Source organism: Rhodococcus pyridinivorans, assembly GCF_900105195.1.
GTDB classification, from domain to species: domain Bacteria; phylum Actinomycetota; class Actinomycetes; order Mycobacteriales; family Mycobacteriaceae; genus Rhodococcus; species Rhodococcus pyridinivorans.
Window position 1 is genome coordinate 387,888 of record NZ_FNRX01000002.1, and the last position, 19,992, is coordinate 407,879.

Annotated in this window: 19 protein-coding genes; 10 read left to right on the forward strand and 9 right to left on the reverse strand. The window is 66.4% G+C overall.

The features are described 5' to 3' along the window. Positions 1-144 precede the first annotated feature (144 nt). The 5 genes from gyrB to dnaA all read right to left on the reverse strand — a co-directional run bounded on the left by gyrB (position 145) and on the right by dnaA (position 7,581). Positions 145-2,181, reverse strand: a complete 2,037-nt coding sequence (gene gyrB / locus BLV31_RS02435) for a DNA topoisomerase (ATP-hydrolyzing) subunit B (RefSeq protein ID WP_019290470.1) — start codon at positions 2,179-2,181, stop codon at positions 145-147. A gap of 215 nt (positions 2,182-2,396) precedes the next feature. Further along, the gene (locus tag BLV31_RS02440) at positions 2,397-2,969 is read right to left on the reverse strand and encodes a DUF721 family protein (RefSeq protein ID WP_006550914.1); all 573 of its coding nucleotides are present in this window, start codon (positions 2,967-2,969) and stop codon (positions 2,397-2,399) included. After that, positions 2,966-4,198 (reverse strand): DNA replication/repair protein RecF, encoded by a 1,233-nt coding sequence (gene recF / locus BLV31_RS02445; protein WP_006550913.1) that lies wholly within the window; start codon positions 4,196-4,198, stop codon positions 2,966-2,968. The genes BLV31_RS02440 and recF overlap by 4 nt, the downstream gene beginning before the upstream one ends. Positions 4,199-4,220: 22 nt before the next feature. Then, on the reverse strand, positions 4,221-5,405 hold the full coding sequence (gene dnaN / locus BLV31_RS02450; RefSeq protein ID WP_024102543.1) for a DNA polymerase III subunit beta: 1,185 nt from the start codon (positions 5,403-5,405) through the stop codon (positions 4,221-4,223). Positions 5,406-5,907: 502 nt separating this feature from the next. Continuing rightward, positions 5,908-7,581 (reverse strand): chromosomal replication initiator protein DnaA, encoded by a 1,674-nt coding sequence (gene dnaA / locus BLV31_RS02455; RefSeq protein ID WP_217636626.1) that lies wholly within the window; start codon positions 7,579-7,581, stop codon positions 5,908-5,910. 659 nt (positions 7,582-8,240) lie between these two features. Here dnaA and rpmH point away from each other — a divergent pair. The 9 genes from rpmH (at position 8,241) to BLV31_RS02500 (ending at position 15,182) form a co-directional block, all read left to right on the forward strand. After that, positions 8,241-8,384 carry a 50S ribosomal protein L34 gene (gene rpmH, locus BLV31_RS02460; RefSeq protein WP_006550910.1) on the forward strand — a complete coding sequence of 48 codons (144 nt, stop codon included), beginning with the start codon at positions 8,241-8,243 and terminating at the stop codon, positions 8,382-8,384. A gap of 20 nt (positions 8,385-8,404) precedes the next feature. Then, positions 8,405-8,800, forward strand: coding sequence for a ribonuclease P protein component (rnpA, locus tag BLV31_RS02465; RefSeq protein ID WP_024102541.1), 396 nt, complete (start codon positions 8,405-8,407; stop codon positions 8,798-8,800). After that, positions 8,797-9,087: a membrane protein insertion efficiency factor YidD gene (gene yidD, locus BLV31_RS02470; RefSeq protein ID WP_006550908.1), complete on the forward strand. Its 291-nt coding sequence runs from the start codon at positions 8,797-8,799 to the stop codon at positions 9,085-9,087. The genes rnpA and yidD overlap by 4 nt, the downstream gene beginning before the upstream one ends. A gap of 69 nt (positions 9,088-9,156) precedes the next feature. Next, positions 9,157-10,251, forward strand: a complete 1,095-nt coding sequence (gene yidC / locus BLV31_RS02475) for a membrane protein insertase YidC (RefSeq protein WP_064061425.1) — start codon at positions 9,157-9,159, stop codon at positions 10,249-10,251. Between the two features lie 22 nt (positions 10,252-10,273). Continuing rightward, entirely contained in the window at positions 10,274-10,819 is a 546-nt protein-coding gene (locus BLV31_RS02480; RefSeq protein WP_006550906.1) for a Jag family protein, read from the forward strand. Positions 10,820-10,929: 110 nt separating this feature from the next. Then, on the forward strand, positions 10,930-11,610 hold the full coding sequence (gene rsmG, locus BLV31_RS02485; protein WP_064061424.1) for a 16S rRNA (guanine(527)-N(7))-methyltransferase RsmG: 681 nt from the start codon (positions 10,930-10,932) through the stop codon (positions 11,608-11,610). Positions 11,611-12,233: 623 nt separating this feature from the next. Further along, positions 12,234-13,205, forward strand: coding sequence for a ParA family protein (locus BLV31_RS02490; protein ID WP_006550904.1), 972 nt, complete (start codon positions 12,234-12,236; stop codon positions 13,203-13,205). Then, positions 13,202-14,434: a ParB/RepB/Spo0J family partition protein gene (locus tag BLV31_RS02495; protein WP_072740465.1), complete on the forward strand. Its 1,233-nt coding sequence runs from the start codon at positions 13,202-13,204 to the stop codon at positions 14,432-14,434. The genes BLV31_RS02490 and BLV31_RS02495 overlap by 4 nt, the downstream gene beginning before the upstream one ends. A gap of 58 nt (positions 14,435-14,492) precedes the next feature. Continuing rightward, positions 14,493-15,182, forward strand: coding sequence for a hypothetical protein (locus BLV31_RS02500; RefSeq protein WP_033098129.1), 690 nt, complete (start codon positions 14,493-14,495; stop codon positions 15,180-15,182). Between the two features lie 75 nt (positions 15,183-15,257). Here BLV31_RS02500 and BLV31_RS02505 read toward each other — a convergent pair whose 3' ends face one another. The 4 genes from BLV31_RS02505 to BLV31_RS02520 form a co-directional block, all read right to left on the reverse strand. Continuing rightward, entirely contained in the window at positions 15,258-16,436 is a 1,179-nt protein-coding gene (locus tag BLV31_RS02505; protein ID WP_024102537.1) for an N-acetylmuramoyl-L-alanine amidase, read from the reverse strand. Between the two features lie 135 nt (positions 16,437-16,571). Further along, a complete protein-coding gene (gene trxA / locus BLV31_RS02510) occupies positions 16,572-16,901 on the reverse strand; it encodes a thioredoxin (RefSeq protein ID WP_006550900.1) in 330 nt (109 codons plus the stop codon). 46 nt (positions 16,902-16,947) lie between these two features. Continuing rightward, on the reverse strand, positions 16,948-17,913 hold the full coding sequence (gene trxB, locus BLV31_RS02515; RefSeq protein ID WP_006550899.1) for a thioredoxin-disulfide reductase: 966 nt from the start codon (positions 17,911-17,913) through the stop codon (positions 16,948-16,950). Between the two features lie 200 nt (positions 17,914-18,113). Next, complete coding sequence (locus BLV31_RS02520) at positions 18,114-19,313, reverse strand: NADH:flavin oxidoreductase (RefSeq protein WP_006550898.1); 1,200 nt, start codon at positions 19,311-19,313, stop codon at positions 18,114-18,116. A 105-nt stretch (positions 19,314-19,418) separates the two neighbouring features. Here BLV31_RS02520 and BLV31_RS02525 point away from each other — a divergent pair, with 105 nt between their 5' ends. After that, positions 19,419-19,970, forward strand: a complete 552-nt coding sequence (locus BLV31_RS02525; RefSeq protein ID WP_006550897.1) for a TetR family transcriptional regulator — start codon at positions 19,419-19,421, stop codon at positions 19,968-19,970. The last annotated feature ends 22 nt before the right edge of the window (positions 19,971-19,992 follow it).

Below are 19,992 nucleotides of genomic sequence, written 5' to 3' on the forward strand. Positions count from 1 at the left end.
CAGATGGCCGATAGAAGTGTACTCACGAGTAACGAAGAAGGCTAACGGCCCTGCCCACTTCCGGGCGCACGACATGCGAATCCCCGCCGTGATGTACGACACAGCGGGGATTCGCATGCAGTTCTCCGGCGCTGCCGGCCGTGATCAGACGTCGAGGAAGCGGACATCCTTCGCGTTACGGGTGATGAAGCTCCGTCGTGCCGCGACGTCCTCACCCATCAGAACGCTGAACAGCTCGTCGGCGGCAGCGGCGTCGTCAAGGGTCACCTGACGCAGGACGCGGACGCTCGGATCCATGGTGGTCTCCCACAGCTCTTTGGCGTTCATTTCACCGAGGCCCTTGTAGCGCTGGATGCCGTCGTCCTTGTTGATCCTCTTGCCGGCCTTCAGACCCGCCTCGAGCAGGGCGTCGCGCTCGCGGTCGGAGTACGCGAACTCCGGCTCGCTGCGCTGCCACTTGAGCTTGTACAGCGGCGGCTGTGCCAGGAAGACATGGCCTTCCTCGACCAGCGGCCGCATGAAGCGGAAGAGCAGCGTGAGCAGCAGCGTCGCGATGTGCTGACCGTCGACGTCGGCGTCGGCCATCAGGACGATCTTGTGGTACCGCAGCTTCGAGATGTCGAATTCCTCGTGGATGCCGGTACCGAACGCCGTGATGATCGACTGGACCTCGGCGTTCTTGAGGACCTTGTCGATCCGGGCCTTCTCGACGTTGATGATCTTGCCGCGCAGCGGAAGGATCGCCTGGTACATCGAGTCGCGACCCGACTTGGCGGAGCCACCCGCGGAGTCGCCCTCCACGATGTAGATCTCACACTTGCTCGGGTCCTTCGACCGGCAGTCGGCGAGCTTGCCGGGCAGACCACCGATGTCGGTCGCGCTCTTGCGGCGGACGAGCTCGCGCGCCTTACGAGCGGCGACACGCGCGTGCGCCGACGACACGGCCTTGGTGACGATCGTCTTCGCGTCGGCCGGGTTGGCCTCGAACCAGTGCGAGATGTGTTCGTTGCACGCCTTCTGCACGAAGGACTTCACCTCGGTGTTGCCGAGCTTGGTCTTCGTCTGGCCCTCGAACTGCGGCTCAGCGACCTTGACGGAGATGATCGCCGCGAGACCCTCACGGATGTCGTCACCCGTGAGGTTCGGGTCCTTGTCCTTGAGGAGTTTCTTGTCCTTCGCGTAGCGGTTGACGACCGTGGTCAGCGCCGCACGGAAGCCTTCCTCGTGCGTACCGCCCTCGTGAGTGTTGATGGTGTTGGCGAAGGTGTGGACGGACTCGGAGTAACCCGAGTTCCACTGCATCGCGACCTCGAGTTCGTGGCCGGTGCCCTTGGCGGTGAACCCGACGACGGAGTTGTGGATCGGCGACTTCGTGCGGTTGATGTGGCGCACGTAGTCCTCGAGACCACCCGGGTAGTGGTAGGTGCGGACCTTGACCTTGTGCACCTCGGGCTCGGTCGCCTCGACGGCCTGGTCCTCGGCGGTCTTCGGCGCCTCGGCGGTCTCCGGGACGTCCTCGTCGGTGACCTCTTCGGGAGCGACCCGCTCGTCGGTGAGAGTGATGGTCAGTCCCTTGTTGAGGAACGCCATCTCCTGCAGGCGACGCGCGACGGTCTCGAAGTTGAACGTCGTGGTCTCGAAGATCTCCGGGTCCGGCCAGAAGCGGACGGTGGTACCGGTCTGCTTGGTGGCCTCACCGCGGACGAGCTCGCCCGGCTTCGAGGCGGTGTACGTCTGCTCCCAGTGGTAGCCGTCGTTGTCGATCTCGACCTCGAGGGTTGTGGACAGGGCGTTCACCACGGAGATACCGACACCGTGCAGACCGCCGGAGACGGCGTAGGCATCGGAGTCGAACTTGCCACCCGCGTGGAGCTGGGTGAGGACGACCTCGACGGTGGGCACACCGGAGGCGTGCATACCGACGGGGATACCGCGACCGTCGTCGACGACCTGGACACCGCCGTCGGCGAGGAGGGTGACCTCCACCTTCGACGCGTAACCGGCCATGGCCTCGTCGACGGAGTTGTCGACGACCTCCCAGATCAGGTGGTGCAGGCCACGCTCTCCGGTGGAACCGATGTACATACCGGGGCGCTTGCGCACCGCCTCGAGACCCTCGAGGACGGTGATGGACGACGCACCGTACTCACTCTTGTTGTTGTTCGACTTCTGGGCAGCCACGGGTGGGTAGCTCTCCTTCTCCGATCGGCCCCGCGCACGCGCGCGACGCATTCCTGTCCATTCTACGTGCCCGTGAGCCTTGCGCCGGGGCGGACACGAAAGCGGGCGTTCCGTACCGCTGACGTCCCCGTAGCGGCCTCTTCGCGACCCGGACAACGTGATTTCCTACGCGCTCCGATTTTCGCCCCTCGTACGGGCCGGGAGCGAGCCCGGGATCACCCGTAGGTGTCGCGCGGTCCGCGGCCGCGGATGTGGCGTTCGCCTTTCCGCCAGCTCGGAGCCGTCGGGCCGGTGATCCGCAGTTCCTTGACCACCCCGTGCCCCACGGCCGCGGCGATCTTGGCGAGAATCTGCGATTGCATCATCCGCAGCTGGGTCGCCCAGGCGGTCGACTCGGCCGAGACGTGCAGGATCCCGTCGCGCAGTGTGGTCGGCTGGGCATGGCTCGCGATGTCGTCGCCGACGACCCGCGCCCAGCTTCCCATGACGGTGCCCTCGGACACGTGCGCCGACCAGCCCCGCTGTTTGGACAGCGACTGCGCGAGCGAACCGAGGGTCTGGGGATCGCGGTCGTCCGGCCCGGGCCCCGACCAGCCACGACGTCGGCGTTTCGGGCGCAGCGGCCCGCGCGACGCGCGTCCCTGGCCGACGGCCTTACCGCTCGCCTTGGCGGCAGCTCGAGCCTCCTCGAGCGCGCGGCGGGCCAGATCGATGCCCTTCGGCTCCGGCTCGTCCGCGCTGCGCGCCGGCCCGGCACCGCGTTCGGGACCTGCTTGTTCGTCGTTCAACCGACCTCCCCGGTGAGCGGGTCCGTCTCCCGTTGCACCGATCCCAGCACAGAGATACGACCTTCTTCGGTGTCCTCGGCATGCACGGGGTATCGGGCGCCGTTCAGTTCGGCCGGCACGTCCTCCGGCACGGCCGCCGTGATCAGCACCTGTTCGGCCGTCGCGGCGACCTCGGCGAGGGCGGAGCGGCGCCGTCGGTCGAGTTCGGCGAAGACGTCGTCGAGCATGAGAACGGGATCGGTGCCGTCGGTGCGGAGCAGGGCGAATGCCCCGAGCCGCAGTGCGAGCGCGAACGACCACGATTCGCCGTGGCTCGCATAGCCTTTCGCGGGTTCGGCACCGAGCGTCAGGTCGAGATCGTCGCGGTGGGGTCCGACGAGGCAGACGCCGCGTTCGATCTCCTTCGACCGCACCTCCGCGAGGCGGTGGAGGAAGACGGTCTCGAGAAACTCTCGGTCGTCGGGCGCGGGCGTGCGGGCCGGGTCGGAGAACTCCGGCGGCAGCGCGTCGGCCAGGCTGCTGCGATAACGCAGGCTCGCCGGACGCGACTCGGGTGCGATCGACCGGTACGCCTCGGACACGTGCGGGGCCAGTTCGTGCAGCAACGCGATGCGCGCGGCGAGCAGCTCGGCTCCGTGGGCCGCGAGATGACCGTCCCACACGTCGAGGGTCGCCAGAGCGCCCGCCCCGTCGCTCGAGCGACTCCCCCGCCGCAGTGCTCCCCCCGCGGTCTTGAGCAGGGCGGATCGCTGGCGCAGCACCTTGTCGTAGTCGGCCCGAACCCCGCTCATCCGCGGGAAACGCGTGCTGAGCAGTTCGTCGAGGAACCGCCGGCGATCACCCGGGTCGCCGCGCACGAGCGACAGATCCTCCGGGGCGAAGAGCACCGTGCGGAGGATGCCGAGGATCTCTCGAGGACGCCGGGCGGGCGACTGATTGATCCGCGCCCGGTTCTGCTTGGCCTCGTTGATCTCGATGTCGATACCGAGCTCACGACCGTTGTTGACGACCAGCGCCCCGGCGAACGCCCGCGACGTGCCGGCCCGCAGCAGCGGGCCGTCGGAGGACACCCGGTGCGACGACAGCGTCGACAGATATCCGAGGGCCTCGAGCAGATTGGTCTTCCCGTGTCCGTTGCGCCCGACGAAGACCGTCGCCCCCGGAGTGAGGTCGACGGAAACCGTTCTCCACGAACGGAAGTCGCGCAGCGAGAAGGTGCGAACGTACACGGGGGTCCAGTCTCGGGGCCGGTCAGCCCGGCAGGCGCACCGGCATCAGAAGATAGGTGTAATCGCTGTCCGGAGCGGCGAACGTACCCGAGGAATCCGGCACGGGCTCCTCGTCGAGCGCCGGCCGCAGCACGGCCGGACGACTCGAAGTGGTGAACCCGAACGAGACCTTGTCGGTGTGCAGCGACGTCAGACCGTCGAGCAGGTAGCCGGGGTTGAACGCGATGATCAGCGGCTCACCGAAGAACTCCGCGGGATGCGATTCCTCGGCGCGGCCGGCGTCGTCGCCACCGGCGGACAGCATCACGCTGCCCTCGGTGAACTCGAGTCGGACCTGCGCACCGCGCTCGGCGACCAGCGCGACACGCTTGATCGCGTCGACCAACGGTGCGATTTCGACGGTCGCCATCGCGGTGTGCTCGTTGGGGAGCAACTGGCGGAACTTGGGGAATTCGGCGTCGAGCAGGCGCGTGGTGGTGCGGCGACCTTCGGCGACGATGCCGAGCAGGCCCTCGGCGCCCACCGACGACCCGCTGCCGAGCGCGAGCTGGACCGGGGAGTTGGACGACCCGCCAACAGTTTTCGCGGCCTCGGAGAGGGTCTTTGCGGGCACGAGCACGGCCGAGCTGGTGGACTCCGCGGTGGGCATCCACTCGAGCTTGCGCACTGCGAGACGGAAACGGTCGGTGGCAGCGAGCACCATGTCGGTGCCCTCGATCTCGACTCGGATGCCCGTGAGCATGGGAAGCGTGTCGTCCTTGCCGGCGGCGACGGCGACCTGGCTGATGGCCTCGGCGAACAGATCGCCGGAGAGTGCACCGGTCTGCTGCGGGAGCGCGGGCAGCTGCGGGTAGTCCTCCACAGGCATGGTGGGGAGCGAGAACTTGGCGCTACCGCACGTGATGAGCACGCGGGTGCCGTCGAGCACGACATCCACAGGCTTGTGGGGCAACGCGCGGGTGATGTCGGCGAGCAGCTTGCCGGACACCAGCACCTGACCGGGGGTGATGACCTCGGCCGAGACGTGGACCTGCGCGGATACCTCGTAATCGAAGCCCGAGACCGTCAGCCCGCGTTCGTCCGCTCCGAGCAGGACACCGCCCAGGACGGGAACGGGGGGTCGCGACGGAAGGCTTCGGGCAACCCATGCAACGGAATCAGCGAAGTCCTCGCGAGGCACACGAAACTTCATACTTCCCAGCTCCATCGCCCGGTGGATCCCTTCGATCGTGGTCTCGACAAGTCTACGAAGTCTGTCACAGAACCCCGACACCGATGAGAGCGGAGCCGGGGGATGCGGGTCCACGTTATGCCTTCCCTCGCTGCTTGGAAAGCCGGGAGGCTCGAGGCGTGAGCCTCATTCGAGGGCCTGTGGACCGACGCTCTCCACACAGCTGTTTTGAAAGAAGATTTCTGAAGAGAACTCACAGAAGTAGTAATAGGGCCTGTGGAATCTGTGGACGAACGACCGTCTAGGCTGGTGGGGCAACGTTCTCGAGGGCGTCGAACTCGAGGATGAACTCGAGGAGTTCTCGAGGATGAATGTGGATTCCTCGAGACTGTTCATTCTTTGTCCACCGTTCGTCCACAAAGATCCCACGTTCTGCACACCCTTGTACACAGGTGTGGGGACCGGAAATTTCTCGAGATACGGGACAGGGAGCGCCCTGTGGACGCTCCCTGTGGATGGAAACTCGAGGCTCGAGGAATCAGCGCTTGGACCGCTGTTTGATACGCGCGGTGAGCTCCTGCACCTGGTCGTAGACCTTGCGACGCTCGGTCATCTCCTTGCGAATCTTCTTGTCCGCGTACATGACTGTGGTGTGGTCGCGACCGAAGGTCTGCCCGATCTTCGGCAGCGACAGGTCGGTGAGCTCGCGGCACAGATACATCGCGATCTGGCGGGCCTGCGCCAGCGGCCGTGCCTTTCCGGGCCCGCACAGGTCGTCTATCGACGTCCCGAAGTACTCCGCGGTCACAGCCATGATCGTGGCGGCATTGATCTCGAGAGCCGAGGAATCCGGCATCAGATCACGCAGCACGACCTCGGCGAGGGTGAGATCGAGCGGCTGCCTGTTGAGCGACGCGAAGGCCGTCACACGGATCAGGGCACCCTCGAGTTCGCGGATATTGCGTTCGATCCGGCTCGCGATCAGCTCGAGCACGTCGTGCGGCACGTTCAGGCCGTCCATGCGTGCTTTCTTCGACAGGATCGCGATGCGCGTCTCGAGTTCGGGAGGCTGGACGTCGGTGATCAGTCCCCACTCGAACCGGGTCCGCAGTCGTTCCTCGAGCGTCGCGAGCTGCTTGGGCGGCCGGTCGGACGAGACGACGATCTGCTTGTTGGCGTTGTGGAGGGTGTTGAAAGTGTGGAAGAACTCCTCCTGGATGCCTTCCTTGCCCTCGATGAACTGGATGTCGTCGACGAGGAGGATGTCGGTCTCGCGGTAGCGCCGCTTGAACGCGACCTTGCGGTCGTCGCGGAGGCTGTTGATGAAGTCGTTGGTGAACTCCTCGGTGGAGACGTACTTCACCCGCATGCCCGGGAAGAGGCGCTGTGCATAGTGGCCGGCGGCGTGCAGCAGATGGGTCTTCCCCAGGCCCGAGGCGCCCCAGATGAACAGGGGGTTGTAGGCGCGCGCCGGTGCCTCGGCGATGGCCACCGCCGCGGCGTGCGCGAACCGGTTCGACGCACCGATCACGAAGGTGTCGAAGGTGTACTTCGCGTTGAGGCTGCTGCTGCCGATGGGCGGCGTCTCGGGCGGCGGGGGCTGGGTGAAATAGGACGGCCACGACTCGCGGACGGCGGTCATCGCCTCCCGGTCGTCGTCGACCTCCTCGAGTTCGCCGTGGTCGGCCTCGAGCATGTCGTGCTCGCGCGAGGAGATCAGGCGTCGCCGATAGGCCGCACCCTCACCGGGAAGCATGCCGTCCCGGGTGAATCCCCCGTCCATCGCCCCGACGCCGTCCCTGGCCACAGCCCCGTCCCGCGCGCCGGCGACATCCCGGGGCATCGGAGGGTCGCGACGCAGATCACGGCTGCGGGGCTCTGCCGTGCGCGGGTCACGGCTGCGGGGCTCTGCCGTGCGCGGATTCACAGGCTGTGCATCTTCCGGCAGACCCTCGAGGGGCAGCGTGTCGCGGGGTTCGGCGTAGGGATCCTCGGCGGGGTCGTCCATGCGTTCCCGCGGTTCGACACGCACACCGAGACCCTCGACCCGGTGACCGAGGTGCCGGTTGAGGGTGCGGAGGATGGGTTCGCGCAGATCGCGTTCGATCGATTGCTGGGCGAGGGTGGACGGCACCGAGAGCAGCGCGAATCCCTGTGCGAGCGTGATCGGTTTTACCAGCGCGAGCCATGCCTTCTGGCTCTTCGTCAGCATTCCGTCGTCGATGGTCAGCTCGGATACGACGTCCGTCCACACATCGGCCAGCGCGTTCGGCTCGTCGCTCACGCAGCTTCCCTCCCTTTGGTCACCGGTTTTCCACACGATTATCCACAGGTGTGGACAACCGGGGGAATCACCCGGTGGATGTGTGGATGGGAGGTGTGTATTCGCTCGGCGGGGCTCGTGGGCCCGGGCGGTCTGCGAGGATCAGTGTGACACACGGTGCGACGCGGTCCGACTCCGTGTTCGGTGAACGCGCCCGGAGAAGCTGCGCGACGACGCCCGAAGAGGCGCGGGGCAGCAGGCCGTCACCGGCCGGCACATCGTCGTCGAACGGAGCGAGACGCGGGACTGCACAGGTAGTCGCGATGCGCCGTCGAAGACATGGCCCAAAGCGTACCCGAGCTGTGCTCCGGATCACATATCTTCTCGGCGAGTAGTTTTCGCCGAACAGGTCCGGCGTGTCGCGTTGATCGGCGCTGTTCGTCGCGGTTTGATTTCGCGCCCGCGTCCGAGTAGCCTCGAACAGTCACTCATACCGAGGTGACGGGTTCGTCCGGCTCGAGTCGAGCAATACGAATCCTGCGAATTCACGTACACGTTGGACGACGGTGCTTGCCGCGCCGTCGCAGAATTATCGAGGAGTGTCGACCGTGGCCAAGGGCAAGCGGACGTTCCAGCCGAACAACCGACGCCGCGCGCGCGTTCACGGCTTCCGTCTCCGGATGCGCACCCGTGCGGGTCGCGCGATCGTTTCGGCGCGTCGCCGTAAGGGCCGCGCTTCTCTCACCGCCTGATTCCCTAACGGGAGCTCGGGGTGCTACCTGAGCCGTATCGACTGCGGCGCCACTCGGATTTCTCGGATACCGTCCGCCGAGGGCGTCGTCAGGGGCGGCGGGATCTGGTCGTTCACGTTCTCGAACGCGATCGCACCGAGTCCTTGGTGAGTGTCGGCGGTCCGCGTTTCGGACTGGTCGTGAGCAAGGCTGTCGGGCCGGCGGTGATTCGACATCGAGTCGCACGCCGGCTTCGTCATATCTGTGCAGGTCTCGTCGAGGCTCTGCCCTCCGAGACCGACATCGTGCTGCGCGCACTACCCGGCGCTGCCATCGCGGATTCCCGTGAGCTCGACAAGCAGGTGCGGTCGGGTCTCACCCGCCTCGGACTGCTCGACGCCGGTGCTTCCGCCTCGCATGGGAGTGCTCGCGCATGACCGAGCCCGAGCGGAGGTCGTGGTGGCGGTCCCTGCGGTCCGCCCCGGCCCGGGCATTGATCTTCTGTATCGAGCTCTATCGCACCTATGTGTCGCCCACACGGATGCCGACCTGTCGATTCACCCCGACTTGTAGCGAGTACGCCGTGGAGGCGCTGCGCACGCGGGGTGTCGTCGTCGGTGCGGTCCTGGCATCGGTGAGACTGCTCAAGTGTGGCCCCTGGCACCCTGGTGGGTGGGATCCGGTACCCGAACGGAAACATCGGTCGTCCCCAGTGGGTACCTGACCGGAGCCGAGACCCGAGACCGACGCCTCTTCGTGGCGATCATGGACGACCAGAGGAGTACATAGAGCCGTGCTCGACTTCATCTACTATCCCGTGTCCTGGATCCTCTGGGTCTGGCACAAAGTCTTCGCCGCGATCCCGTTCCTAGGACCGGACAGCGGTTGGACCTGGGCGCTGTCGGTGGTGTTCCTCGTGTTCACCCTGCGCGCGATTCTCTACAAGCCTTTCGTCAAGCAGGTTCGCACGACCCGCCAGATGCAGGAGCTGCAGCCGCAGATCAAGGCACTTCAGAAGAAGTACGCCAAGGACCGGCAGCGCCAGGCACTCGAGATGCAGAAGCTCCAGAAGGAGCACGGCTTCAATCCGTTGATGGGCTGTCTGCCCGTTCTGCTGCAGGTCCCGGTCTTCATCGGCTTGTTCCACGTGCTGCGCTCGTTCAACCGCACGGGTACCGGCTTCGGCCAGCTCGGGCTGACTCCGGAGGAGAACGCGCAGATCGGCAACTATGCGTTCAGCCCGGATGACGTCCAGTCGTTCCTGAGCGCCCGCCTGTTCGGTGCTCCGATTTCGTCGTGGATCACGCAGCCGATGGCGTCGCTCGAGGCGTTCGAGCCTTTCGGCGGCATTCCGACGCGCTGGCAAATTGCCGCCGTCGCGGTGCCGCTCATGATCGTCGCCGGCGTCGCCACGCACTTCAACGCTCGTGCCTCGGTCTCCCGCCAGAGCGCGCAGGCCGCCGCGAACCCGCAGGCCGCGATCATGAACAAGCTGGCCCTGTACGTCTTCCCACTCGGTGTGCTCGTCGGTGGTCCGTTCCTGCCGATCGCCGTCATCATCTACTGGGTCAGCAACAACATCTGGACCTACGGACAGCAGCACCTCGTCTTCCGCCGTATCGACAAGGAGGAAGAGGAGAAGAAGGCTGCGGCTCTGGCCCGCCGGAACGAGAACGCACCGAAGCCGGGTGCTCGCCCCGACAAGTCCAAGAAGAAGGGCTCGGCCGCAGCGTCCGACGCCGTCGATGCCACGGTCGACGAGACCGGCGAGGTGTCGCTGCAGAAGGACGCCGCGGCCGGCGACGGCTCCCCTGCGGCTTCGAAGTCCGGTGCGTCCGCTCCCAAGCCGGGTAGCCGACCCAAGAACTCCAAGCGCAAGCGGCGCTGACCGAAGTAGAAGAGAGCTGAATATGGCCAGTGACCTGGACAAGGTGGAAGAGGACCTCGCGGTGGCACCCGAGGAGCGCGACACTGCGGCGGACGCCGATCTCGATGACGACTACCTCATCGAAGAAGGCGAGATCGCCGGCGACTACCTGGAGCAGTTGCTCGACGTTCTCGATTTCGACGGTGACATCGACCTCGACGTCGAGGGCGACCGCGCGGTCGTGAGCATCGACGGCGGTAAGGATCTGACCAAGCTGGTGGGTCGCAACGGTGAGGTTCTCGACGCTCTGCAGGAGCTCACCCGTCTCGCCGTGCAGCAGGCGACCGGCGAGCGCAGCAAGCTCATGCTCGACATCGCCGGGTGGCGTGCAGGCAAGCGTGCCGAGCTCTCATCGCTCGGCGCGTCGGCCGCGAAGCGCGTGCTCGAGACCAGCAAGCGCGAAGAGCTCGAGCCGATGACGCCGTTCGAGCGCAAGATCGTGCACGACGCCGTCGCGAAGATCGACGGTGTGTCCAGCGAGAGCGAGGGTGCGGAACCGCACCGCCGTGTGGTGATCGTCAAGGATTGAGTCGGCCGTGCCGACCGAAGAGGGACTCTGCGTCGTCAGGGTCCCTCTTCGCCTTTTCGTAACTGATGCTGTGGGTCCCGATGTTGTTTCGGGTGAGCCGACAGGAAAGGATGTTTCACGTGGAACAGCACGAGGCGGAACTGTCGGCGGTCGCGCAGCGGGTCTTCGGGGATCGGACCGAACTTGCCGAGCGGTACCACCATTCGTTGTCGACGGCAGGTGTCGAGCGGGGGCTCATCGGGCCGCGTGAGGTGCCGCGCCTGTGGGAACGACACATTCTCAACTGCGCCGTGGTGGGCGAACTCATCCAGGAGGGTGAGACAGTCGTCGACGTGGGCAGCGGTGCCGGTCTGCCGGGTGTTCCTCTCGCACTTGCCCGTCCCGACCTCCAGGTCACGCTCGTCGAGCCGCTTCTGCGCCGCACCGTCTATCTGGCGGAGTTCGTCGAATCCCACGGAATCGAGAACATTCTCGTGGTCCGTGGCCGTGCTGAGCAGCCGAGCGTCCTCCAGGAGGCGGGCGGCGCAGACGTCGTGACTTCCCGTGCCGTCGCACCTCTCGCCAAGCTCGCCAAGTGGTCGCTCCCCCTCGTCCACGAGGGAGGCCGGATGCTGGCGTTGAAGGGTTCGTCCGCTCGAGAAGAGATCGACCGCGATCACGACGAACTCGCTCGCCTCGGTGCCGGCAATCTCGAGGTGCTCGAGTGCGGAGGCAATCTCCTTCCGACACCCACGATCGTCGTGAAGGCCGAGCGGATTCCGCGGCCGGCGCGGCGTCGCAAGAAGCGCTGAGCGAATCGCCTGGCGCGACGATCGCCCCGACACCCTCCCTCCCCTACCGGGTCGGGAGGGTGTTGCCGTTTCCGAGACATTCTTTCCGACTCGAGGAATCTACTCGAGTACATTACCGGTGCAAAACGGTTGTTTCGGACGTTGTCATACCAGACCCGATCACCCCATGACGTTTCGTCACTGTGATGTTTCAGATTCCCTGAAATGTGTTTATCAAACGAATTATCTTCCTGTGCACTACGATTGAAACTCACTAATGTGAATAGTATTGCGAACCAGAGCATTTCAGTCTGGGTGTTCGCGGTTCTCGGGCCCACTCGTGTGGGTCGGGATTGTTTCACGTGAAACCACCGAGCCGCTCCTCCGCCTGTTTCACGTGAAACAACTCCGCTCCCCGTTTCACGTGAAACGTCACCCGGCCATGTCGCCGACGGAACCTAGAATGCGGATGGGATACTGAACCAACTGAGAATGCGTGCGCGTGGTCGGAAGGCCGGGGACAGCTCCGGGCCCGGGACTCGCATTCTCCCTTCGGCGCCTCGACCCGGTCTTCGAAGTCGCGACCGGGAAGCGACGAGGATGTAGCGTGCGAACCGAGCGGATCTACGTGTAAGGAGTGTTCTATGACGGGTGGATCTGAATCCGCTGTTTCACGTGAAACCGGAGGCGCCGAGGACGACTTCTCCCCCGTACCCTTCGACGGTTTCTCCACCGTCGACACCCCGATCGGCGCGGCTGCTCATCGCGCCACCCAGGTCCTGCATCCGAGCGATGCCAACGCACTGCCTAAGCCGCGCGAGCGTCGCGTCTTCACGATCGCCAATCAGAAGGGCGGGGTCGGTAAGACCACCACGGCGGTGAACATCGCCTCCGCGCTCGCCGTGCAAGGATTGTCGGTCCTCGTGGTCGACCTCGATCCGCAGGGCAACGCGAGCACCGCCCTGGGCGTGCCGCACTATTCCGGTGTGCCCTCGAGCTACGAGATCCTCCTCGGCGAGATCAATGCCGCCGAGGCCGTGCAGCAGAGCCCGCACAACGAACGCCTCTTCTGTATCCCCGCCACGATCGATCTCGCCGGTGCCGAGATCGAACTCGTCTCGATGGTCGCGCGCGAGAACCGCCTCCGGAACGCCCTCACCAAGGAGGCGCTAGGCGACCGCGAGTTCGACTACGTGATCATCGACTGCCCGCCGTCGCTCGGTCTGCTCACGGTCAACGCGCTCGTCGCGGCGAAGGAAGTTCTCATACCCATCCAATGCGAGTACTACGCACTCGAAGGTGTCGGGCAGCTCCTGCGCAACATCGAGCTCGTCCAGTCGCACCTCAACCCCGAACTGCACGTCTCCACCGTCCTCCTGACGATGTACGACGGTCGCACCAAGCTGGCCGATCAGGTCGCCGCAGAGGTGCGTGCGCACTTCGGCAGCGCGGTGCTGCGTTCGGTCATTCCCCGCAGCGTGAAGGTTTCCGAAGCTCCCGGTTACGGGATGACCGTTCTCGACTACGATCCTGGATCGCGCGGCGCGATGAGCTACCTCGACGCCGGGCGCGAGTTGGCGGCACGCGGGGTACACGAGAATCAGGGGAACGGATGAGCGCGACACGTAAAGGCGGGCTCGGTCGAGGTCTGGCAGCGCTCATCCCCACCGGTCCCCCGGTGGATGCAGAGCAGAAGCCGACGGCCGCCCCGAGTTCCACTGCCGCCGCCCCCACGGCCACCGCTCCCACCGATACCGCTGCTCCGGCCGTTCCTGCGCCGGCCAAGTCCGCACCGGCCGCGGGTGAACCGTCGAAGCCTGCTTCGGGCGGACAGTCCAAGTCGGCTGCGTCGCGTCGCCCCGGCTCGTCGGTCCTGAACCTCCCGTCCTCGGGTCTGGGTATGGCAGCCGCCGATCTCATCATCGGCGACGGCAGAACGCCGGCGTCCGCGTCCCCGGCGGAGCCTGTCGAGGACGACGCGGCACGGGCGTCCGGAGCGGCATCCGAAAGCGAACCCCTCCCCTCCCCCACCGGAGCGGTGTACCTCGAGATCCCGATCGACCGGATCGAGCCCAACCCGAAGCAGCCGCGGCAGGTCTTCGACGAGGAAGCGCTCGCCGAGCTCGTCCACTCCGTCCGCGAGTTCGGGCTCATGCAGCCGGTCGTGGTCCGCCGCCTCGAAGGCGACCGATTCCAGCTCGTGATGGGTGAGCGTCGCTGGCGTGCCGTCCAGGAGGCAGGCCTCGGCACGATCCCCGCGATCGTCCGCGACACCGAGGACGAATCGCTGTTGCGCGACGCGCTGCTCGAGAACATCCACCGGGTGCAGCTCAACCCCCTCGAAGAGGCCGCGGCCTATCAGCAGTTGCTCGAGGAGTTCGAGGTCACCCACGAGGAACTCGCGAGTCGGCTCGGACGGTCGCGGCCGGTCATCACGAACATGATCCGGCTGCTCAAATTGCCGGTCGCGGTGCAACGACGCGTGGCGGCCGGAGTGCTGTCGGCCGGGCACGCGCGTGCCTTGTTGGCGCTCGAGGCCGGTGCCGACGCTCAGGAGGCACTCGCCGCACGCATCGTCGCCGAGGGCCTGTCCGTGCGGGCGACGGAAGAAGCCGTCGTGCTCGCCAACCGCAACGACACCCCCGACGCTCCGCAGCAGAAGCGTCGGAAGCCCATCCAGATGCCGGGGCTGCAGGACGTCGCGGAGCGTCTGTCGAACTCCTTCGACACGCGCGTGACCGTGAGCCTCGGCAAGCGCAAGGGCAAGATCGTGGTGGAGTTCGGTTCGGTCGACGACCTCGAACGCATCGTGAAGATGATGGAGTCTCAGACCGACCTTTCTTGACTCCTCGTCGGAGCAAGACAACAGTCTGTAGACGAAAGACGTGGAGGCGAGCTATCCCGTGTCGACCCGAGTATCACCGCTCACGTTGAGTGGGATCGAGCAGTTGCCTGCTCATGCGCGACGGTGCGTTTTCTGGGAGCTGGATCCCACCTCATCGCCCGACGTTCAGCAATTCGCCGACCCCGAATTCGAGAAGGAAGCATGGCTGTCCATGGTCCTTCTCGAATGGGGGTCGTGCGGCCAGATCGCGACGATCGGCGACAAGGCCGCCGGGTGCGCGCTCTACGCTCCGCCGGGCATGGTTCCCCGCGCGCAGGCCTTCCCTACCGCGCCCGTCAGCGCCGACGCGATCCTGCTGACATCCATGCGGACCGAACCGCACGCGGACGAGCCGGATGTCGGAGCCGACCTCATCCGCGGTGTCGTCGCCGATCTCGTCCGTCGTAACGTCCGTGCCATCGAGGCCTTCGGGATCCGACGTACCGCCGACGTAGAAGCGAGCGATGTGCCGCACGCGACGGCCGCACTCGGGTGCTCCGACACGGAGTGCATGATCGACGCAGACTTCCTCGAGGACATGGGCTTCGAGGTCGTCGCCCCGCACTACCGCTACCCGCGGCTGCGTCTCGAGCTCGACCGCGACCACGAGTGGAAGTTCGCCGTGGAGGCCGCCCTCGATCGGCTCCTCGAGGAGTCCTCTCTCACCGTCGCGGATCTGACCGCAGGTTCGGCCGTCGGCGCTCACTGACGTACACCGGACACCGACGAAAAAGGACCGCCCCGCAGACTCTGCGAGGCGGTCCTTTTCTCGTCTACGGGCCTGCTAGCGACTGTCGGAGATGGACAACTCTTCGGCAAGCAACTCGGCGAAGGTGTACGTGCCGGTCGGCTGGTCGTCCTGGCCGAGCAGGTACAGCCGCTTCACCGCGATGAGGATCGCCTCGGCGATGATGTCGCGGCTGCGCGGATCGGCGAGCAGCGCGGCGTCCTGCTCGTTGGTGAGGTAACCGAGATCGATCTGCACCGTCGGCATGTTCGTCAGGCGCAGCAGATCCCAGGTGCGGCCGTGGCTGCGGCAGTCCTGCAGGCTCGTGCGGGCGACGATCTCGCGCTGGATGTAACCGGAGAGCACCTGTCCGATCATCGACTCGGACCCGTGCGAGTTGCCGTAGTGGAAGCTCGCGATGCCGTTCGCGGCGGGGCTGTGGCTCGCGTCGCACCGCAGCGAGATCATGAGGTCGGCACCGAACGCGTTGGACGTGCCCGCGCGTTCGACGTCGGTCGGATTCACGTGGTACGGCCGCGACAGGAAGGTCTCCATGCCCGTCGCCGCCATCCGGCCCTCGAGCCGACGCGCGAGATCCCACAGGATGTCGGCCTCGGAGATCGGGCCGTGAGGGCTCGGCACGATGATGCCGTGGGTGTTACCGCCGAGACCCGGGTCGATGACGATGCGCTTGCCGCTGAGCTGCGGACCGGAGCGGCGCACGATCTCCTCCTCGGAGATCGCGTGGGGTGACCCGCCCGACACGCGCGTGCCGAGCAGTTCGAGCGAGCGCAGTGTCTCGGCACCGCAGATGCCGTCGGAGGCGAGTCCGATCTCGCGCTGAAAGGAGCACAGACCTTCGTGGGTCTTCGGCCCGAAGTAGCCGTCCACGCGGTCGACGTAGAAGCCGAGATCCTGCAGACGGGTCTGCAGGGCCGCGACATCGTCGCCGTAAAGCGGAGCGGAGAGCTGATACATCAGGGTGCGCGCACCGAGCTTGTACGACGCTTCCTTCAAGGAACGGTAGGTCGCGGGGCCTACGGTCCCGTCGACGAGCAGACCGCGCTGCTGCTGGAACGCGCGCACGGCTCCGTCGAGTTCACGATCGAAGGGGACGTCCGATCCCATCCAGTCGCCCGACTCCTCGGGCTCGTTGTGCAGGAAGCCCAGGCCGGCCAAGGTGCTCCGGATCTCGGCGACCGCCGGACCGTGGTCGCCGTGACGAAGAGGGCGCATGTATCGGGCCTTTCCGTGCTGACAGGATCGGTGCCCGGCGTGAGGGCTGGGCAGCATCGAACGGGAGTGGGATGAAGGATGTGCCCGTGAAGACGGGCTCACGGGCACATCCGAGAGGTTGATCCTGGGACGGTACTACAGGACGTCCGCGAGATCCCGAAGCAACGCCGCCTTGCCCTTGGCCCCCACGATCGTCTTCGTCGGCTTGCCACCGGAGAAGAGGATCATCGTGGGAATCGACATGACCTGGTAGTCGCGTGCGGCCGACGGATTGGCGTCGATGTCGAGCTTGGCGACGGTCAGCTTGTCGCCGTGTTCGGCCGCGATCTCCTCGAGAACCGGAGCGACCATCTTGCACGGACCGCACCAAGTGGCCCAGAAGTCGACGAGGACGGGCTTCTCGGACTGCAGTACGTCCTCGACGAACGACGAGTCGGTGATGGTGACGGTGTTCTTGTCGGCCACGGATGTCTCCTGAATCTCGGGGTGGAATGTGGAACGGGGTGGTGGATCAGGCCTCGGCGAGTGTCGGCGCCTCGACCTCGCGGTTCGCGACGAGCCACCGCTCCGCGTCGATGGACGCCGAGCATCCGGTGCCGGCGGCGGTGATCGCCTGGCGGTAGGTGTGGTCGACGAGGTCGCCCGCGGCGAAGACACCCGGCACGGAGGTCGCGGTGGACGGCGCCGAGACCTTCACGTAGCCCTCGTCGTCGAGGTCGACCTGACCCTTGACGAGCGAGCTGCGCGGGTCGTGGCCGACGGCGACGAACAAGCCGGTGACCGGCAGGTCGCTGCGCTCGCCGGTGACGGTGTCCTCGAGGACGAGGTTGGTGACGCTGTTCTCGCCCTGCACCTCGGCGACCTTCGCGTTGGTGACGAAGCGGATCTTCTCGTTGGCGCGGGCGCGCTCGAGCATGATCTTCGAGGCGCGGAACTCCTCGCGGCGGTGAATGAGGGTGACGCTGCGCGCGAAGCGCGTCAGGAAGGTCGCCTCCTCCATCGCGGAGTCGCCACCGCCGACGACGGCGATGTCCTGGTCGCGGAAGAAGAAGCCGTCGCAGGTCGCGCAGGCGGAAACGCCGCGGCCGAGCAGCTGCGACTCCCCGGGCACACCGAGGTAACGCGGCTCGGCGCCCATCGCGAGGATGACGGCGTGGCTGCGGTAGGTCTCGCCATTGGCGACGACCGTCTTGACCGGGCCCGTGAGGTCCATCTCGTCGACGTCCTCGGTGCGCAGATCGGCGCCGAAACGCAGTGCCTGCTCACGCATCTGGTCCATGAGCTCCGGGCCCATGATCCCGTCCTTGAAGCCCGGGAAGTTCTCGACCTCGGTGGTGGTCATGAGCTCGCCACCGAACTGCGTTCCCTCGAAGACGAGCGGGGTGAGTTCGGCGCGGGCCGCGTAGATGGCGGCGGTGTATCCGGCCGGTCCCGAACCGACGATGATGAGGTCGTGAATCGTGGGCGAGGTCGTCATGCGGCGGAGCCTTCCGGTTGGGTGAACGGGGGCGCGAGGACTGCGGGCGATCCGGCCGGAACCGGACGGCAGCCTACAGATACTGTCAACACCAGGGTAAACGGTGTTGTTCCCCTTCCGCCGTGCGTCCCGCCACAGACGCCCTGTACGGACCGGCCGGTCGCCCGACCGGCCCGCCCTCGATGCGAACCGGTACGGTCTCAGGCCGCGCCGGGCACGTCCCGCAGCGTCTCGCGGATCACGCAACGCGTGCCCGTATAGATGGTCGGCATGCACTTGTTGCAGTGGATACACAGACCTTCGTGTGCCGTCTTCTCCTCGAACTTGCGGACGAGATACGGATCACGCAGCAGCGCGCGGCCCATGGCGACGAACTCGAAGCCTTCGTCGAGCGCCGTCTCGATAGTGTCGAGCCGGTTGATGCCGCCGAGCAGGATCAGCGGGATCTTCAGTTCCTCGCGGAACTGCCGGGCCATGGGCAGGAAGAATGCCTCCTCGAACGGGAGCTTCGGGAAGATCTTCGGCCCGTAGACCTTCAGTCCCCAGCCGACGACCTTCGGCTGCGACGCCTGGAACTCCTTCATGGGGACGTCGCCGCGGAAGAAGTACATCCCGTTCAACAGCGAGCTCCCGCCGGTGAGCTGCATGGCATGGATGGTGCCGTCGGACTCGATGAGCTTGGCCATGGGCAGGGACTCGTCGAGCCACAGACCCTGGGGCACGCCGTCGGTCATGTTGAACTTCGCGATGACGGCCACCCCCTCCCCCACCGCCGTGCGGACGGCCTCGAGCACGCGACGCGGGAAGGCGGTACGGCCCTCGATGCTGCCGCCGTACTTGTCGGAGCGCTTGTTGAGATTCGGGCTCATGAAGGAGCTGAGCAGGTAGTTGTGCCCGAGGTGGACCTCGACGGCGTCGAATCCGGCCTCGACGGCGAAGCGCGCGGCGCGTGCGTAGTCCTCGACCACCCGATCGAGCTGCTCGAGTGTCGCGCCGCGGACGAGCCCCATGGCGGGGGCGCTGATGCGCGTGGACGGCGCGAGCGTCTTCATCTTGTTGGAGATCTGGTTGGCGACGAGTCCGGCGTGGCCGATCTGCGCGGAGGCCAGACCCCCGGCGGCGTGCACGGCGTCGGTGAGCCGGGTCAGGCCGGGGACGGAGTCGGCGTCGAGCACGAGGGTGTCGCGGTGGACGCGGCCGTCGTGGGAGACCGAGCAGTAGGCGACGGTCGTGAGGGCGGTGCCGCCGCGGGCGACCTCGGCGTGGAATTCGACGAGTTCGTCGCTGACGGCTCCTCGAGGCATGACCCCTTCGAAGGTTGCCGCCTTGACGATGCGGTTGCGGAGGGTGAGCGGCCCGAGTCGGGCCGGTTCGAACACGGTGGGTCGCGGCGAAGACATGCCCCTACTTTCGATGCCAGTGGTATCGTAATTGCGCTTCGACTATAACGCTCGTCACACTCCGCGCCAGATCGATTCCCACTCGGTCCCGACATCACGGATCCCATGCCCAGCACCGCTCCGGGGCGCCCCCGCGACCCCCGAATAGACAACGACGTCCTCACCGCCACCCGCGAGATGCTCCGCTCCCACGGCTGGGACGGGCTGAGCCTGCGGGCGGTCGCCGCCCGCGCCGGCGTCGGCCGCGCCGCACTCACGCGTCGGTGGCCGACCAAGGCCCACCTGGTGCTCGACGCACTGCTCGGTTCCGCACCCGATCTGACGCCCTACGACGGCATCGATCGCAAGGGCTGGATCGAATGGGTGGTCACCGGGAGCATCGAATTGTTCTCCCGGCCGGAGGTCCGCGCTGCGCTCCCGGGGCTTCTCGCGGCACTGCGGGACCACGACGACCTCCGCAACACGCTCTGGCGCACGTTCAGCGGCCCCAGCACCGCCCTGTTCGCCGACGGCGACGGCTCGGACGTCGAGATCGACGCCAAGGCCGTGCTCGTGATGGCAGCGGGGTCGGCGTTGTTCGCCGGCCTCATCGCCGCGGAGGACGACACACCCGCGCTGCGCGCGCGGATCCTGGAACTGTTGTCGACCGTGGCGTAGCGCCGGACCCGAGCGCCGGACC

Bases quoted from the DNA above. Each gene is read 5' to 3' on its own strand.
- dnaN (WP_024102543.1), bottom strand. From the start codon at position 5,405: ATGGAGCTGGGAAGTATGAAGTTTCGTGTGCCTCGCGAGGACTTCGCT.
- dnaA (WP_217636626.1), bottom strand. From the start codon at position 7,581: ATGCTGACGAAGAGCCAGAAGGCATGGCTCGCGCTGGTAAAACCGATC.
- yidD (WP_006550908.1), top strand. From the start codon at position 8,797: ATGACCGAGCCCGAGCGGAGGTCGTGGTGGCGGTCCCTGCGGTCCGCC.
- BLV31_RS02480 (WP_006550906.1), top strand. From the start codon at position 10,274: ATGGCCAGTGACCTGGACAAGGTGGAAGAGGACCTCGCGGTGGCACCC.
- rsmG (WP_064061424.1), top strand. From the start codon at position 10,930: ATGTTTCACGTGGAACAGCACGAGGCGGAACTGTCGGCGGTCGCGCAG.
- BLV31_RS02490 (WP_006550904.1), top strand. From the start codon at position 12,234: ATGACGGGTGGATCTGAATCCGCTGTTTCACGTGAAACCGGAGGCGCC.
- BLV31_RS02495 (WP_072740465.1), top strand. From the start codon at position 13,202: ATGAGCGCGACACGTAAAGGCGGGCTCGGTCGAGGTCTGGCAGCGCTC.
- BLV31_RS02505 (WP_024102537.1), bottom strand. From the start codon at position 16,436: ATGCGCCCTCTTCGTCACGGCGACCACGGTCCGGCGGTCGCCGAGATC.
- trxB (WP_006550899.1), bottom strand. From the start codon at position 17,913: ATGACGACCTCGCCCACGATTCACGACCTCATCATCGTCGGTTCGGGA.
- BLV31_RS02520 (WP_006550898.1), bottom strand. From the start codon at position 19,313: ATGTCTTCGCCGCGACCCACCGTGTTCGAACCGGCCCGACTCGGGCCG.
- BLV31_RS02525 (WP_006550897.1), top strand. From the start codon at position 19,419: ATGCCCAGCACCGCTCCGGGGCGCCCCCGCGACCCCCGAATAGACAAC.